The organism is Campylobacter sp. MIT 99-7217 (assembly GCF_006864365.1).
Classification (GTDB): Bacteria; Campylobacterota; Campylobacteria; order Campylobacterales; family Campylobacteraceae; genus Campylobacter_D.
Genome location: NZ_QHLJ01000004.1, coordinates 78,999 through 96,204, shown reverse-complemented (window position 1 = coordinate 96,204; position 17,206 = coordinate 78,999). Strand labels below are relative to the sequence as shown.

Annotated in this window: 14 protein-coding genes; 12 read left to right on the top strand and 2 right to left on the bottom strand. The window is 35.1% G+C overall.

The window, feature by feature from the left end; translation table 11 throughout:
- The first annotated feature begins 9 nt into the window (after positions 1–9).
- Genes DMB92_RS04725 through DMB92_RS04705 form a run of 5 tightly spaced genes read left to right on the top strand, consistent with a single transcriptional unit; the run spans position 10 to position 7,111 of the window.
- The gene (locus DMB92_RS04725) at positions 10–2,001 is read left to right on the top strand and encodes a fumarate reductase flavoprotein subunit (RefSeq protein ID WP_142681907.1); all 1,992 of its coding nucleotides are present in this window, start codon (positions 10–12) and stop codon (positions 1,999–2,001) included.
- Positions 1,994–2,719, top strand: a complete 726-nt coding sequence (locus DMB92_RS04720) for a fumarate reductase iron-sulfur subunit (RefSeq protein WP_142681906.1) — start codon at positions 1,994–1,996, stop codon at positions 2,717–2,719. The genes DMB92_RS04725 and DMB92_RS04720 overlap by 8 nt, the downstream gene beginning before the upstream one ends.
- 30 nt (positions 2,720–2,749) lie before the next feature.
- Positions 2,750–4,945, top strand: coding sequence for a dynamin family protein (locus tag DMB92_RS04715; protein WP_142681905.1), 2,196 nt, complete (start codon positions 2,750–2,752; stop codon positions 4,943–4,945).
- Positions 4,935–6,764 carry a dynamin family protein gene (locus DMB92_RS04710; protein WP_142681904.1) on the top strand — a complete coding sequence of 610 codons (1,830 nt, stop codon included), beginning with the start codon at positions 4,935–4,937 and terminating at the stop codon, positions 6,762–6,764. The genes DMB92_RS04715 and DMB92_RS04710 overlap by 11 nt, the downstream gene beginning before the upstream one ends.
- A 44-nt stretch (positions 6,765–6,808) precedes the next feature.
- Positions 6,809–7,111, top strand: coding sequence for a hypothetical protein (locus DMB92_RS04705; protein ID WP_142681903.1), 303 nt, complete (start codon positions 6,809–6,811; stop codon positions 7,109–7,111).
- An 88-nt stretch (positions 7,112–7,199) separates the two neighbouring features.
- On the opposite strand, the gene DMB92_RS04700 is transcribed toward DMB92_RS04705, so the two are convergent.
- Positions 7,200–8,360, bottom strand: coding sequence for a tetrahydrodipicolinate N-succinyltransferase N-terminal domain-containing protein (locus tag DMB92_RS04700; RefSeq protein ID WP_142681902.1), 1,161 nt, complete (start codon positions 8,358–8,360; stop codon positions 7,200–7,202).
- A gap of 166 nt (positions 8,361–8,526) precedes the next feature.
- Between DMB92_RS04700 and DMB92_RS04695 the strand changes: the two genes are divergently transcribed.
- Positions 8,527–10,794 carry an autotransporter outer membrane beta-barrel domain-containing protein gene (locus tag DMB92_RS04695; protein ID WP_142681901.1) on the top strand — a complete coding sequence of 756 codons (2,268 nt, stop codon included), beginning with the start codon at positions 8,527–8,529 and terminating at the stop codon, positions 10,792–10,794.
- A gap of 43 nt (positions 10,795–10,837) precedes the next feature.
- Here DMB92_RS04695 and DMB92_RS04690 read toward each other — a convergent pair whose 3' ends face one another.
- A complete protein-coding gene (locus DMB92_RS04690) occupies positions 10,838–11,944 on the bottom strand; it encodes an Mrp/NBP35 family ATP-binding protein (RefSeq protein ID WP_142681900.1) in 1,107 nt (368 codons plus the stop codon).
- Between the two features lie 175 nt (positions 11,945–12,119).
- Between DMB92_RS04690 and DMB92_RS04685 the strand changes: the two genes are divergently transcribed.
- From DMB92_RS04685 to prfA, 6 genes are all read left to right on the top strand, one after another.
- A complete protein-coding gene (locus DMB92_RS04685; RefSeq protein WP_142681899.1) occupies positions 12,120–13,235 on the top strand; it encodes a bifunctional 2-C-methyl-D-erythritol 4-phosphate cytidylyltransferase/2-C-methyl-D-erythritol 2,4-cyclodiphosphate synthase in 1,116 nt (371 codons plus the stop codon).
- The gene (locus DMB92_RS04680) at positions 13,232–14,119 is read left to right on the top strand and encodes a response regulator (protein ID WP_142681898.1); all 888 of its coding nucleotides are present in this window, start codon (positions 13,232–13,234) and stop codon (positions 14,117–14,119) included. The genes DMB92_RS04685 and DMB92_RS04680 overlap by 4 nt, the downstream gene beginning before the upstream one ends.
- Entirely contained in the window at positions 14,097–15,257 is a 1,161-nt protein-coding gene (locus DMB92_RS04675) for a sulfate adenylyltransferase (RefSeq protein ID WP_142681897.1), read from the top strand. The genes DMB92_RS04680 and DMB92_RS04675 overlap by 23 nt, the downstream gene beginning before the upstream one ends.
- Position 15,258: 1 nt before the next feature.
- A complete protein-coding gene (locus tag DMB92_RS04670) occupies positions 15,259–15,750 on the top strand; it encodes a phosphatidylglycerophosphatase A (protein ID WP_142681896.1) in 492 nt (163 codons plus the stop codon).
- Between the two features lie 118 nt (positions 15,751–15,868).
- Positions 15,869–16,132, top strand: a complete 264-nt coding sequence (gene rpsT, locus DMB92_RS04665; protein WP_142681895.1) for a 30S ribosomal protein S20 — start codon at positions 15,869–15,871, stop codon at positions 16,130–16,132.
- A gap of 6 nt (positions 16,133–16,138) precedes the next feature.
- The gene (gene prfA / locus DMB92_RS04660; RefSeq protein ID WP_142681894.1) at positions 16,139–17,206 is read left to right on the top strand and encodes a peptide chain release factor 1; all 1,068 of its coding nucleotides are present in this window, start codon (positions 16,139–16,141) and stop codon (positions 17,204–17,206) included.

Here is a 17,206-nt window from a genome sequence, read left to right as displayed (position 1 = left end):
GTAGATATTATGAATATACAATACAGCGATGCTTTGGTTATAGGTGGTGGTTTAGCAGGACTTAGAGCAGCCATTGAGGTAGCAAAAAGTGGGCAAAGTGTAACTCTTTTAAGTATCTGCCCGGTAAAACGCTCGCACTCAGCTGCTGTGCAAGGCGGTATGCAAGCAAGTTTGGGAAATGGTGCAAAAGGCGAGGGCGATAATGAAGATTTGCACTTTGCAGATACAGTTAAGGGAAGCGATTGGGGTTGTGATCAAGAAGTAGCAAGAATGTTTGCTCAAACAGCTCCAAAAGCAGTGCGTGAGCTTGCAGCATGGGGCGTTCCTTGGACTAGGGTTACAAAAGGACCTAGAACAGTTGTTATCAACGCTCAAAAAACGGTAATAGAAGAAAAAGAAGAAGCACACGGACTTATCAACGCAAGGGATTTTGGCGGAACTAAAAAGTGGAGAACCTGTTTCATAGCCGATGCAACAGGGCATTGTATGCTTTATGGTGTGGCAAATGAGGCGATTAAAAATCAAGTTAAAATTATCGACAGAATGGAAGCTGTGCGTGTAATGCACGATGGCAAAAGATGTATAGGCGTTATCGCAAGAGATCTTACAAACGGACAACTTATCGCTTATGTGGCTCGTGGCACCATGATAGCAACAGGTGGCTATGGTAGAATTTACAAACAAACTACAAATGCGGTGATTTGCGAGGGAACAGGTGCAGCTATCGCTCTTGAAACAGGTCTTTGTAGGCTTTCAAATATGGAAGCGGTGCAGTTTCACCCAACCCCTATCGTTCCAAGTGGAATTTTGCTTACTGAGGGTTGTCGTGGAGATGGTGGAATTTTGCGTGATGTTGATGGATATCGCTTTATGCCTGATTATGAGCCAGAAAAAAAAGAGCTTGCAAGCCGTGATGTTGTAAGTCGTAGAATGATGGAACATATCCGCAAAGGAAAAGGCGTAAAAAGTCCTTATGGGGATCATTTATGGCTTGATATTTCGATCTTAGGACGCGCTCATGTGGAAAAAAATCTACGCGATGTTCAAGATATTTGCAAAACCTTTAATGGCATTGATCCAGCTGATGAGGGTCCTAAGGGTTGGGCTCCGGTTTTACCTATGCAGCATTATTCTATGGGTGGAATTCGCACCAAGCCAACAGGCGAAAGTCAGTGGTTAAATGGTCTTTTTGCGTGCGGAGAAGCAGCTTGCTGGGATATGCACGGCTTTAATCGCTTGGGTGGAAACTCATGTGCTGAAACCGTTGTTGCGGGTATGATTGTGGGAGATTATTTTGCTGATTATTGTAAAAATAACGGCGAAAGCATTGATACAAATTTAGTCAAGGATTTTCTAAGCAAAGAGTATGATTATCTTAAGTCTCTTACTCAAAAAGAGGGCAAACACAATGTCTTTGAGATCAAAAATAGAATGAAAGAAATCATGTGGGATAAAGTGGCTATCTTTAGAACAGGCGAGGGATTAAAAGAAGCTGTTGATGAGCTTGAAGAACTTTATAAAAAATCTTTAGATGTAAAGGTTCATGCTAAAGAACTTGACGCTGCAAATCCAGAGCTTGAAGAAGCTTACAGAGTTCCAAGAATGCTTAAAGTCGCTCTTTGCGTAGCTTATGGTGCTCTTTTAAGGACAGAAAGCAGGGGTGCACATTACAGAGAGGATTATCCAAAAAGAGATGATTTAAACTGGATGAAAAGAACGCTTACTTCGTGGAAAGAAGGCGATACTCTACCACATGTAGAATATGATGAGCTTGACATTATGAAAATGGAAATGCCACCAGCCTTTAGAGGATACGGCGCAAAAGGTAATATCATCGAAAATCCACTCAGCGAAAAAAGACAAGCTGAAGTTGATACGATTCGCGAAAAAATGGAAAGCGAGGGCAAAAGCCGTCATGAAATTCAGCACGCTTTAATGCCTTATGAATTACAGCCAAAATACAAAGCCTTAAATCAAAGAATAGGAGTGGATTATGAGTAGAAAATTAACAATAAAAGCGTTTAAATATAACCCTTTAAGCAAAATTTCAAAGCCACATTTTGTGAGCTATGAGCTTGAGGAAACTCCTTTTATGACGGTTTTTGTTTGCCTTACTTTGATCCGCGAAAAAATGGACGCTGATCTTAGCTTTGACTTTGTTTGTAGGGCTGGAATTTGTGGAAGTTGTGCGATGATGATCAACGGCGTTCCAAAACTTGCTTGCAAGACCTTGACAAAAGACTATGAAGATGGTGTTATAGAGCTTATGCCTATGCCAGCGTTTAGACATATCAAGGATTTGAGCGTAAATACAGGCGAGTGGTTTGAGGCTATGTGTAAAAGAGTGGAAAGCTGGGTGCATAACGAAAAAGAAACCGATATTTCCAAGATAGAAGAAAAGATCGAACCAGCCGTGGCTGATGAAACTTTTGAGCTTGATCGTTGTATCGAGTGTGGAATTTGCGTTGCAAGCTGTGCAACCAAGCTTATGCGTCCAAATTTCATCGCAGCAACAGGGCTTTTAAGAACAGCTCGTTATTTGCAAGATCCACACGATCATAGAAGTGTAGAGGATTTTTACGAGCTTGTGGGCGATGATGATGGCGTTTTTGGTTGTATGTCTTTGCTTGCTTGTGAGGATAACTGCCCTAAACAGCTGCCACTTCAAAGTAAAATTGCTTACATGAGAAGACAACTTGTGGCTCAAAGAAACAAATAACAATTTCCCCTTTTTTAAGGGGAAACTCCTATGAAAGAACTCCTTGAACAACTTTGGCAAAATCACCTGCAGTTTTTGGACTTTGAAGCAAATTTTAAAGATAAAAACGCTCTTGATGAAGCAAGTGCGGCTATTATTTTAAGTGCAAATAATGAAAATTATGAAAGATATTTTCTCTTAAAAGAATTTAATGAAATTTTTAAAAAAATTGATTTAAGAGTGGATATTTTTAATCTCCAAAATGCTCAAATTTGCACGCTAAATTTACTTAAAAAAGGCTTTTTAGACAAAGAAGATCTTTTAAAAGCATTAAAAATTTTAGAAAAAATTTCAAATAATTCCTTGATAATAAAATTCATTCAAGAGCTAAACATTGATAAAAAATCCGCAAAGGCTGTTTTTAAGAGCGATTTAAAAGAGCTTGAAAGTATAAATTTAAGCCTTTTGGAGCTTTGTTTTGATGAGTTTGCAAAAAAAAGGCTTGAAGAAATTTTAAAGAAATTTAAAAGCCTTCAGTTTAATGTAGCCATTACAGGCGTGATGAATGCTGGCAAATCAAGCCTTTTAAACGCTCTTTTGAAAGAGGATTTTCTAGGCGTTTCAAATATCCCTGAAACGGCGAATTTAACGATACTCAAAGGCGGAGATTCAAACGAGGTAAAAATTTATTTTTGGGATAAAAAAGAATGGGACAATATCCTTAAAAATGCTGAATTTAACGAGGATTTAAAGGCTTTTTTAGCTGGGCTTGAAAAAAGGCTTGATTTAAGCGAGTTTGTAAAAGATGAGGGCTTGATCAAGGAAAGCTCTTTAGCCCAGCTTAAGCATTTTAGTTCGGCTAAAAATGAACTTTCAGCCCTTATCAAAAAGATAGAAATTCAAAGCAAACTGAGCTTTTTAAAAGAAAATATTTGCATTGTAGATACTCCCGGACTTGATGATGTGGTGGTTCAAAGAGAAATCCTAACTCAAGAATACCTCAAAGAAAGTGATTTTTTAATCCACCTTATGAATGCCTCGCAAAGCCTTACACAAAAGGATTCTGAGTTTCTTATTTCCTGCCTTTTAAACTCTCGTCTTAGTAAATTTTTGATTGTGCTAACTAAGGCTGATTTGCTCAGTCAAAAAGAGCTTGATGAGGTGGTTAGCTACACCAAAGAAAGCCTTAAAAAAAGGCTTTTAAGCCTTGAGGGCGTGAATGAAAATTTGGTTGAAAAGATTGATTTTTTGTGTGTGAGCGCAAAAAGGGCGAGCGATTTTTATAAGGGCTTAGCAAGCAAACAAGACTTTGAAAAAAGTGGTCTTAAGGAGCTTGAGGAGTATTTGTTTAAAGAGCTTTTTAGGGGCGAAAAAAGCAAGATTATGCTTGCTTCTTATAAAAAAGAACTGCTTTTAGAGCTTAAAAACTCGTTAAATGCTTACGAGCTTCAAAACAAGCTTATTTTAGAAAGCACCCAAGGACTTCACGAGCAAAGTCAAGGACTATTTTTAGAGCTAAAAGCTCAAAAAGAAGCACTTTTAAAGGCAAAAGATGAGATTAAAGCAAGCATTTTAAAACTTGAAAATACAAAATTTGGCGTGGAAAATTTACTCTTGCTTTTGGCTAAAAAGCTTAAGCAAAGATTGCTTGATGAGCTAAAATATCTCAAAGAAAAGTCTTTAAAACCAAATCTTACACGCATTTTAAATATCGTTGATATCAGCGTAAAAGATGGCATTAGCGATATTTTAAGGGAGATAAAATTTGAAAATCTCAAAAAAATCGATGATTTAAAGATGAATTTGAGTTTAAAATATGACTTTTTAAAAGATGATTTTGAAAATGGCTTTGAGGAGTTTAAAACCAAGCTTAGCAAGAGCATAGAAGATATTTTTAGTGATGAGAAATTTATGCTTTTAAGAATGCAAATTTCACAAATCATTCAGGAAAAAAATGAAATTTATATCCTTGAAAAAAACCTAGATGAGTGCATAAATGAGGGCTTTAAAAGCTTTGAGCTTGAAAAGCTTTTAAAGGATTTAAACATTAACGCAAGCTTTTTTTACTTTTTAGAACAAAGGCTTAAAATTCATGAAAACTTACAAAATGAGAAGCTTGCAAGCCTTGAAAAAACATTGCAAAATTTAAACGATAAAAGCCTAAATTCAAATTTAAGCCTTGAAGCAAATTTAGAAAAAATCGCCAAACTAAACGAGCTTTCAAAGGAGCTTTTGAATGCAAATTAATATCTTAAATGATTTTATAAACGCTTATGAAAAGGCTTACAAGCAAAGCTTTGATGAAAGTTTTGAAGGACGCATTAAGGCTTTGTGTCAAAGCTTAAATGAGCCTTTTATGCATTTGAGTTCTGCTTTGAAAAAGGAGCTTAAAGAGCTTGTTTTTAGCCTTGAAAGAAATATTCAAGTAGCGATCATCGGGCAGTTTTCAAGCGGAAAATCAAGCCTTTTAAATTTGATCTTAAAAAAAGAAGTTTTGCCCACAGGTGCTGTGCCTGTTACTTTTAAGCCCACTTTTTTACACTTTGCAAAAGAGTATTTTTTGAGGGTTGAATTTGAAGATGGAAGCGATGAAATCACCGATATAAGCAAGCTTGAGCTTTATACTGATCAAAGAAAGGGCTTAAAAGAAGCTAAGAGTTTGCACCTTTACGCACCTATTTCTTTGCTTGAAAATATCATTCTTGTGGATACTCCGGGGCTTAATGCTAATGAAATAGATACGCAAACGACCTTTGAAGAGCTTAAAAACACGCACGCAGCCATTTGGCTAAGCCTTATTGATAATGCAGGCAAAAAAAGCGAAGAAGATGCGATAAAGGCGAATTTAAGGCTCTTGGGAAGCTCTAGCATTTGCGTTTTAAATCAAAAAGATAAGCTTAATGAAGCCGAGCTTGAAAATGTCTTAAACTATGCTAAAAGCGTGTTTTCAAAGTATTTTAAAGAAGTCATTGCCATTTCTTGTAAGCAGGCACAAAGTGAAAAAAGTTATGAGCATTCAAATTTTAACGCCTTGCTAAATTTCTTAAAAAGCCTTGATACAAAGGCTTTAAAGCAAGATTTTACCCAAAGAAAGCTACTTGAAATTTGTGAAATTTTAGAGCAAGAAAATGCACTTTTTGAAAGCGTTTTTGATGAGCTTGAGGCTAAATTTAAGGCTTATGAGCAGTATTTAGAAGAGTTTTCTTTGCAAATGCTTGCTAGGGTGAAGATTTTAAATCATCAAATTTTAGATCTTTTAAAGGGCATAAGCGAGCGGATTTCAACTGAGATTTTTACTTTTGTAAAAGAAAAGGAAGCCTTTTATTACAAGGAGGCTAAGGGCTTTTTGAAAAAAGATTTGTATGCAAGATTTGAGTATAAAACGCCTTTTATTTCAAGCGATGATGCGTTTTTAGCGATGTTTTATCATACTGATGTGATGAATAAGGAGTTTAAAAAGATCAAATTTGAGCTTGAAAGCTCTTTTAAAGATCTTAAACAAGGCTTGAATACAAGCTTTGAAAGCTTGCAAAATGAAATTTTGCTTTTCAAAGCTAGGTTTTCAAATATCCAAAAAGATGATATCTTGCAAAGTGAGGCAAATTTTGGCGAGCTAAGAGCCTTTTGTAATGCAAGCGAGGAGCATTTTTTAAAGGATTTTGAAAATGCTTTGTTTAAAAATACCTTAGAACTTGATCTTTTCCTAGAAAAGCTTAATCTCAAAGCCTTTGCAAACTACGAAAACGCCACCAAGCTCACCCTTAGCTTTTTTAGTCGTAAGATCAATGAAAGTCGCACATTTTACGAGCTTGATAGCACGGAGTTTTCTTTGTTTTATCCTAAAAAAAGTGAAATTTATGAAAGGGTTTTAACTGAGCTTAATGTTTACGAATTTGAGGCTTTGCTTGTGGATAAACCGGTGATTTCAAGGATCATAAAGCAGTATTTTGAAAGTATAACCAAGCTTATTAAAGAAAAAAGAGGCTTGATTTTGGATCAAAAAAAAGAGCTTAAACGCCGTTTGGAGCTGATCTTAAAAGTGAAAGAAAATTTAAATACTCTGTGATTTTGGAATGCTTTTTGCTTATATTTTGCAAAAAGGAGTAAAATATGTTAGACAAAATCAATGAAAACTCTTATGATAGAGTATTTAGCACCTCTTCAAAGATCAAAGAAAAAGAGTTGAACGCAGATGAGTTTCAAGCCACTTTAAATAAGCTCAAAAAAGAAGAAGAGGAGCAAGAACAAAAAACAAGTTCTTTTGAGAATTTAGATCTTGATATCTCAAAGGCTAAAAATAGCTTTATTTCTTACGCTCAAACAAAAGTTTATGAAGATGGGCTTAAGCAGATAGAAAAAAATCAGATCAACAAGCTTTTTGACTTGATCGATAAAAATAATCAAGCAAGATAAAAGCTTGGTTTGGATAAATCGAGGTAAAATAAGAATTTATCAGTATTTTAAGGCTTAAGCTTTCATTTGGCTTAAGCCTTGATTAGTATTAATGTAAAGCCTCGTTTAACTTCACAGCCTTTTTATTTAAAGCTACGATCATTTTACCACTTTGGCTATCTTGGCGGAAATGTAGTCCATTTAAACCGCAAAGCTCGATACCCTTGTAAATTTCTTTTGAAAAGTCAAAATTTGGATTAAGTTTTGCAAGCTCATCTTTATCTTTAAGTGCGAATTTTGTTCCCTCAAGCACAGCAATGCCCGCATCAACTATGCAATTATCCCCCAAAGGAACGCCGGTAACCGAATTTGCCCCAAGCAAACAAGCCTTACCGACGCTGATAGCATTGCCACTTGTGCCACTTAAAACGCCTAAAATACTAGCACCACCGCCAACATCAGTACCCTCACCCACAACCACGCTTGAGCTAATGCGTCCTTCTACCATGCAAGCACCTGTAGTTCCTGCGTTAAAATTCACATAAGCAGCTCCTGGCATTATAGTCGTGCCTCCTGCAAGCACCGCACCCATTCGAACCTTAGAGCTTTCTAAAATTCTCGTATTATCCTCTGGGATAATGTGGGCTAAAAATCTTGGGAATTTATCGACAAAATCAATCCTTGGGTATTGATTGCTCATTTTAAGACGCATTTCATTTGCTCTTAGCCATTCAAGTTCGATAGGCTTGTTATCGCTCCAAGCAGCGTTGCAAAGCTTGCCAAAAGCCCCGTTTAAATTTAAGCTTCTCAAAGGCACTTTTTTCAAAGAAAGCAAATAAAGCTTAAGATAAATACACTCCACACTTTGCGGCTCTTTATCCTCAAACATACAAACAAAGGCAAATTCATCATCTTTAAATTTATCCTTAACCAGCTTTAAAAGCTCGATATTTTGATGTCCGTCCTCGTCCAAAAAAGGCTTAAAGCACTCAAGAGCAAAGTCGATATCAGCCATGCTTAGGCTCATCACAAATTCGCTTTGAGAAAAGTCTATCTCAACGCCTCTTTGCATAAAACTTTCCAAAAGAACCGCCGCTGAGCCGTAGTTTTGCTCGAAATTTACAAGTCCAAAGCTTGCTTGTAGAATTTTGTTTTTGTTCAGTTGTCCTCTGTCAAGCCTTGCGATACCAAAGGCTTTTGGTTTTTTGTAGTTTGGTCTTTGCTCGATTTGTTTTAGCAAAAGCATAAAATCATCTTTAGAATTTATCATTTTAGTCCTTGTTTTAAGTTTTAAAAAATAAGCATTATAACAAAAAGGGCTTGAAAATTTATTTAGCTTTTTAAATTTTAGAAATTTTTAAATTTAAACATTTTTTAAGGAAATATTAAGGGGGGGGGGTATAATCGTAGCTATTTTACTTAAAAAAGGAGATTGAATGAAAAGAAGACTGAAGAAAAAAATTTTTCTTAGTTTTAGTGTGGCAAGTTTGCTTTATACAACAAGTTTTGGTGCTGATTTTACTCTAACAAATCAAACAAATATTAATGATTATTTTGATGTGACAAACAAAACAACAAGTCTTAAAAATTCCTATAAAAACGATAATTTGAAGATAAATTTTCAAATTGATGATTTTCCTGAAGTACTAGAAGATACAGCTAATTATAGCGATTATGCCCTAAATATAAATCTAGACAAACAATACGATCTTGAGCTTGTTAATAATCACAGTGGCGGCGTCTATCTTAGTAACCTCAGTGCTACGGCAAATGATATAAGTGTTGATGATATATCTTTGTATATAGATAGAGCTTCTGTGATCAATGCTAATTTATATTTATCAGGCACTACCACCCCATCTTTTAACAATACAGGTAAAGAATCATCTATCGAAGTTTATAATGGAAATTTACCGGGAATGGGAAATTTAAGAGGAGATCTTTTAATCAATGGAGATTTTGAAGCTGAGAAAACATCTCTTTGGATTTATGGAACTTCTATAAGGGTTAGTCAAAATGCTCATATCGAAAATTCATTATTTATCGTACCAAGACTTAATTTTAGCGATTTAGAATTTTCTAATACCACTCTTATGCAAGCAAAAAGTTTTAATGACTTATCAAGCAATGAAGCAAATATTTTGCTCTTTAAAAACTTGCTTGATCATGTTGATGAGGCAACAAGAGCGAAATTAAGTCTTTATGATGTGAAAACTCTTTTTGCTAGGGTTGATTTTAATGATATTTTAGGAGCGGAAAAATTTTTGAATTATAATTTAGCCGTGGTTGATTGTGCTGGGCAAAAATGCCTTGTGATGAGTTCTAAGCTTAATGATTTAGCAAAAAATCCTTTAAATCAAGTTAAATTAGATATAAAATCCATAGAAAGCCTGATAGAAGCTGGAGATGAGGATTTAGCTGGCGGAGAGACTCAAGCAGAATGGGATTTGGCTAAAAAATCTTTAGAAAATGAAAAAATCAAGCTTGAAGATCTTATTGATAAAGCTGAGGCGAGCGGTGGGTTATTTGATGATGAAGCTTATGTTAATTTAGTAGCTCCAAATTTAAGCACTGAGGATAAAACAGCTGTTTTAGCTCTTCGCTCTATAGCATCAGCCTTGCCTAATGGTATAGGTGCTGATTTGGTCAGTAGAGGAGGGATTGAGCTGGCTAAAAATATCAAAGAAAATACCGAAAATACAGGCAAAAGCGTGAGCAATCTAAATAGTAGTGTAAGTGGTGTAAATACAAGCATGAATGTAGCTAATGATGTGTCCATAGGACAAAGAGTAGCTATGCTTAATAATCCTTATGGAAACTACGCTTCTAAGCTTAGTAAGCTAAGATTTGCCAGCTCAAATAAAATCGCAAGTGATATGAAGATGTCTTATGTAAGCGAAAATTCACAAAGTATTTGGGCTAATGTTTTTGGTGGAAATAATATCATAGATGGCAATAGCGGTGCTATGACAGGAGCTACTGTTGGTGCTGAAAAGATAGGAGAAAATGCACTTTGGGGGATTTATTTTAGTTATGCAAATGCAAAGATAAAAGATAAAAATTTAGAGCAGAAAAGTGATAATTTCCAAGTAGGAATTTACTCAAATTTTACTTTTGCAAGCGATATGGAAACTCATATAAAAATTTATACTCAAGTTAGCCCTACAAGACAAAATAGTCTTGATATAACAGGAGTGTATGAGGCTGATTTTATGGGGACAAATTTAGGCTTATCAGCAAATTTAGGTAAGCTTTTTGGAAGTGAGAGCTTTTCTGTGAAGCCTTTTGTGGGAGCAAATTATTATCTTAGTCATACTCCAAGATATACTCAAGCAGGGCTTATTGCTAAAAATATCGATAAAATCACAAATAATTCTATCAGTGCAGAGCTTGGAGCTGAGTTAAGAGCTTATATGAGTGAAAGCTCTTATTTCTTTGCTAGCCCTAAGATAGAACAATTTGTTTATAATGAAGGCGGGGATTATACAGCAAATTTAGCTGTAAATAACGCCTTTTTTACGAGTGTAGAAGCTGATAATAAAAAGAAAACTTATGCCCAGCTTATACTTGGTGGAAGTATTGATTTTAGCGAGAAATTTAGTGCAAATTTAGGTCTTGGTGCGAAACAAATTTTAGCAGGTAAGGTTGATAAGAAAAATGAAACTTATTTAAGCGGACAACTTGGACTTAAATACAATTACTAAGCTCAATTTATATCCCTTTTCCAAGGGATATAAAAGCTAGATTTTAGCTTGAGCAAGCACTTTTTCCATTCATCACGGGCTGAATGGCTGCGTTATTTGCTCCGCCTTCTTGATTTACCTTTTCGATGAAATTCCAAATTTTTTCAGCAGCTTCTTGATATCTTCTTGCACTCACGCTTTCAGGCAGATAAAAGCTCACAGGTTTTCCGCTATCTGAACCCTCTCTTATGCTCATTTCGATAGGAATTTGTGCTAAGACCTCGCATTTATAATCTTTCGCAAGTTCTACAGCACCACCTTTTCCAAAGATTTCATACTCTTTGCCATTATCAGGGCATAAAAATCCGCTCATATTTTCTATCACGCCAGCTACTGGTATATGAAGCTTTTCAAACATATCAAGCGCTCTTTTGCTATCATCTAGGGAAACCATTTGCGGAGTACTTACGCAAACTCCAGCTGTTATAGGTATGTTTTGTGCGACACTAATTTGTGCATCACCAGTTCCTGGAGGCATATCTAAGATCAATACATCAAGCTCGTCCCAAAGCACATCAGTTAAAAGTTGCTCGACAGCTTTCATGATCATCGCTCCACGCCACATCAGCCCTTGTCCTTGCTCGATCAAAACGCCCATACTCATCATATGCACGCCCAAAGCTTGCATGGGTTTAATCTTTGTGCCTATAACCTCAGGTCTTTGTTCGCTTAGTCCAAGCATTCTTGGGATATTTGGTCCATAAATGTCAAGATCAAGCAAGCCAACTTTTTTACCCATTTTTGCTAAGGATACGGCTAAATTTAAACTCGTGGTGCTTTTTCCAACCCCACCTTTTCCGCTTGAAATCATGATGAAATTTTTGATTTGCGGAGCGATATTTTTACCACTTTGAGAATTACTCCTTTCTTTTGGAGGTTCTGGCTGTTTGATCTCAAGCTTTAGTTCTTTTAAATTTAAATCCTTTAAAGCTTCTTCAACGCCTTGCTGAAGTTCTTTGGCAACTTCTTTATTTGCTGAGACTATCTCGATTTGTATAAAGGCTTTTTCATCTTGTACTTGAATGTCTTTAACAAAATTAAAACTCATTATATCTCTTTTAAAACCGGGATAGGTTACCTTAGATAATCTTTCTTTAATCTTTTCTATCATGATACATTCCTTAAAATAAGAGTTTTTAAAGCCAAATTTTACTCAAAAATCATAAAATTTAGCTTTTTTACATTATTAAATTTAGCCTAAATTGTAATTTTAAAAACAAATAAAAGTTAAATAAAGTTTTTTTGTGTATAATATAGTAACAATTTTTATTTTTTTGAGGATATAAATGCCTGATATTAGCTTGATAATGCTTGCAGCTGGGGATTCTACAAGGTTTAATCTCCCTGTAAAAAAGCAGTTTATTCGTTTAGATAATGAGCCTTTATGGCTGGTTGCTACAAAAAATTTAAGCTCTTTTTTCCCTTTTAAAAAGATAATTGTTACTTCTAGTAACATTTCTTATATGAAAAAATTTGCTCCTTCTTATGAATTTGTTGAGGGTGGAAAAACAAGGGCTCAGTCTTTAAAAAATGCCCTTGAAAAAGTGCAAAGTGAATTTGTTATGGTGAGTGATGTGGCAAGGGTTTTGGTGGATAAGGATTTGTTTTTGAGATTAGTTGAAAACATTGATAAGGCTGATTGCATTACCCCTGCTTTAAAGGTGTGCGATACGACTCTTTACGGCGATGAAGCCTTGCAAAGAGAAAAGATCAAACTGATACAAACCCCGCAACTTTCACGCACAAGTCTGCTTTTAAAAGCTTTAAATTTAGATGAAGAATTTACAGATGATAGCACGGCTATTTCAAGAGTTGGAGGTAAGGTTTGGTTTGTTGAGGGTGATGAAAATACGAGAAAAATCACTTACAAAGAAGATCTTAAAAAGCTTCAGCTTAAAGCTCCTGCAAATGAATTTTTTAGTGGAAATGGCTTTGATGTGCATGAATTTGGTGAAAAAAGAAAGCTGATACTAGGTGGGGTTTGTGTGCATGAAGAAATGGGCGTTAAGGCTCATTCTGATGGGGATTTGATCGCACATGCTTTAACGGATGCACTTTTAGGAGCAGCTGGGCTTGGCGATATAGGCGAGCATTTTCCTGATACGGATATGAAATTTAAAAACGCAAATTCTATGAATCTGCTAAAGCAATGTTATGCCTTGGTTAGGGGATTTGGTTTTGAGCTTGTCAATGTTGATCTTACTATCATCGCACAAGCTCCAAAAATAGGTAGCTTTAAAGAAAAAATCGCTCAAAATTTAGCTAAAAATTTGGATCTAAGCGAATTTAGAGTGAATGTCAAAGCAACAACAACTGAACATTTGGGCTTTGTTGGGAGAAAAGAAGGCATTGCCGTTTTTTGTAGTGTAAATTTAAAATATTTTGATTGGACGAAAATATGAAAGTTTTAATTGTAGAAAATGAGCTTTATCTAGCACAAAGCATGAGCAATAAACTAGGTGATGCTGGGTATCAATGCGACATCGCAGCATCTGTTTCTCAGGTTGAAAATAAGCACTATGAAGTGATTTTACTTTCTTCGGCTGTGAGTGATTTTTTAAAATTTGCAGAAAAGCGTAGAAATAGTATCATCATCTTGCTTGTTTCTTATATCAGCGTTGATACTGTTGTAACGCCTTTAAAGCTTGGTGTGAGTGATTATATACAAAAGCCTTTTATGATAGAAGAACTTTTGCGTAAAATCAAACACCATCAGTATTTTAGAGCCTTAGAGCAATCAAATCAATCCTATCTTGCCTATATCAACTCAAAGTTAAGTGAGGCTAAAATTTCTCATTTTGACTATAAAAAAATCAAGCTTCCTTTGATCTTGAAAACACGCAAGCAAATTAATGCTGATTTTTTTGCTTTTCATTATGCAAAGGCTCATGAATTGTTTTTAAATTATATTAATCTTGAAAATATTTCAAATTTAGATAATCTTTTTCAACGCTACAAAGAAAATAATTTATATTTTTTAGATAAATTTCAAAGCCTTAAAACTGAGGATCAGCAAAGAGTTCTTTTAGAAAGTAAAAAAAGAAATGTTTTGATTTTTAGTGATGAAAAGATTGAACATGCGGATATACATACGCTTGAGCTTAGTCATGATGATAAAAATCCAAAAGAGAAAAATGAAATTCTTACTATTGATGAGTATGTTAAATTTATTATTGTAAATTATCAAAGTGTTTTTCCTGATACGGATTTGTCGAAAAAACTAGGGATTTCACGCAAATCTTTATGGGAAAAAAGGAAAAAATATGGACTCACAAAGAAAAAATAAAAATATCATCTTGCAAAAAAGCGAATATGAGCTTTTATGCCTCATAAAAGAGCAAATGCTTGGAACTTGCACGCGTTTGATCAATGAAAAAGAAAAAGATGAATTTATAAAATATGGAAAAATAGACGGCAAAAAAGCTCCTTATGCACTAACCTTTGCTCCTAAATTTGATGATAGGGTTGTTTTGCATGCAAGAAAGGGCGATATTTTAAACCTTGTCTGTGAGGGAAGAGTCGTTGGAGAGCTAAAACTTGAAAGCAAATTTAAAAACAATAAACAAGTTACTAATATCTTTGAACCTCATATTTGCTCCCTTGATAATGTCGGTAAAATTTGTATCAGTGGAGAATTTGAAATTTTTGATTCTCATATCAAAAAAATTAAAGAGGAATTTAACGAGGTCAAACAAAGGCTTAATGCCCAAAGAATCACTGCTTTAGTAACAAGCTTAGATCCTTTACACAGGGGTCATGAGCGTATTTTTAGTTGGACCATTGATAAGGCTGATTTGGTTGTTATTTTTTTAATAGAATCTTATGAAGAAAATGGCTTTGATTTTGAGCTTAAAAAAGCGTATCTTGATCAAGTTATACAAAATTATTTTCCTCATGAACATATTTTTGTTTTTCCTTTAAGACATATTGATATCTTTCACGCCCATCTAAATCCAGCACTTGAGGGTGTTATTGCTAAAAGTTTGGGCTGTTCTAAGATGATAGTTGGACAAAATCACACGGGACTTGGCATGCACTATGATCAAAATCAAGCCAAAACTATACTTGATGAATTTGCTAGGGATTATGGGATAGAGGTTGTCATTTTGCCTGAGTTTGTTTTTTGTGAAAAATGTAAAATTTTAGTCAGTACCAAATCCTGCCCACACGGAGCGCATCATCATGCTAAATTTAATGCAAGGTCTTTAAAAGAGCTTCTAAGGCATGGGATCATTCCCCCAGCAATTTTTATGAGAGAAGAGGTCTCATCAATCATTTTGAGTCAAATTTTTCCAAATCGCTTTAAAAATATGCAAAGAATTTATAATGACTTGTTTCCAACAGGAGCTATCTTGGAACACAAGAAAGATGAAGAATTTTATGGTCAGCTTTTAAGGCTTCATCAAGCTCATTTTGTGGTATAAAATGCAAAAATTATTTTTAACTTTTTTTTATTCAGGTTGCGTAAGTAAGGCTCCTGGCACTTTTGGAACGCTAGTAGCTTTGATCCCTGCTTTTTTTATCATCAAATACTTAGGCATTCAAACCTTATTTTTGCTTTCGTTTTTGATCTTTATAGCTTCTATTAGCGTGATTAATGAGTATGAAAAGGCAAGTGGGATACACGATGATAAACATATCGTCATTGATGAGGTGGCTGGAGTGTTTCTTGCTTTGGCTATTTTTGGAGAAAGTGTTTTTGCCTTTGTGCTTTCCTTTGTTTTATTTCGATTTTTTGATATCACAAAACCTTCTATCATCGGCAAGGTGGATAAAAAAGTCAAAGGTGGGCTTGGAGTAATGCTTGATGATATGCTTGCAGGACTTTTTGCAGGACTTTTGTCCGCTGTTATTTGCGGAATTTTACTTAAATTTGATCTTTTATTTTGGGATATAAAAATTCAAGATTTGTTTTAAGTTATTTTGAATTTATTTTGAAAATATATAAAATTTTGCTTAAATTAATTTAATTTTAATATTTTTTATATATAATTATCCTTTAAATTTCATTTTTTATTTTTGACAAAGGAAACAAATGGCAAACCACAAATCCTCTGAAAAAAGAGCAAGACAGACCATCAAAAAAACTGAAAGAAATAGATTTTACAGAACAAGACTTAAAAATATCACAAGAGCCGTTCGCGAGGCTGCTCAGTCAAATGATAAAGAAAAAGCTAACGAAGCTCTTAAAATAGCAAACAAAAGCATTCACGCAATGGTAAGCCGTGGCTTTTTGAAAAAACAAACCGCATCGCGTCGTGTTAGTCGCTTGGCTCTTTTAGTCAATAAAATTTCTTAGTCCTTAATGCTAGCTTCTAAGCTTGATCCTTTTTTTAAGCGTTATGAGGAGCTAAATGCTCTTCTTAGCGATTCTACTCTCGTCGCAGACATTGCGAAAATGACTGCACTTTCTAAAGAGCAAAAAAAAATAGAACCCATAGTTTTAAAAGCCAAAGAATATCTTTCTATCTTAAATCAAATCGAAGAAAATAAATCCTTACTCAGCGATGCTGAATTTAGCGATTTAGCCAAAGAAGAGCTTAAAAATTTAGAAGAGCAAAAACCCAAAATCGAAGAAGAGCTTAAAATCTTACTTTTGCCTAAAGATGAAAACGATGAAAGAAATATCTTTCTTGAAATTCGTGCAGGCACAGGAGGAGATGAGGCGGCTTTATTTGTTGGGGACTTACTTAAGGCATATACAAGATATGCTGAACTTCGTGGCTATAAAATGGAGATTGTAAGTTCAAGCGAGGGAAGTGCTGGAGGCTTTAAGGAGATTATCATTTTGATAAAAGGCGAGGGAGCTTACTCAAGGCTTAAATTTGAGGGCGGAACTCACCGCGTTCAAAGAGTGCCAGCAACTGAGTCTCAAGGTAGGGTGCATACCTCAGCTATAACAGTTGCTATCATGCCTGAGGTTGATGATATAGAAATTCAAATCAATCCAAATGAACTTAAAATCGATGTGATGAGAAGTAGCGGACATGGAGGACAAAGCGTAAATACCACTGATTCTGCCGTTCGTATCACGCATTTACCAACGGGACTTGTTGTTGTAAATCAAGACGGAAAAGATCAGCACAAAAACAAAGAAGCGGCGATGAAGGTGTTAAAAGCTAGGCTTTATGATATGAAAATGCAAGAGCAACAAGCCAAAGAAAGTCTAACAAGGAAGTCTCAGGTAGGAAGTGGGGATAGAAGTGAGCGTATTAGAACTTATAATTATCCACAAAATAGAATCAGTGATCATCGTATCAACCTAACGCTTTACCGCCTTGATGCGATAATGGAAAATGGCTTATTTGATGAGCTGATCGAGCCTTTGATCGCTCATTATCAAGCTTTGGCTTTGGAAAATGAAAATGAATAA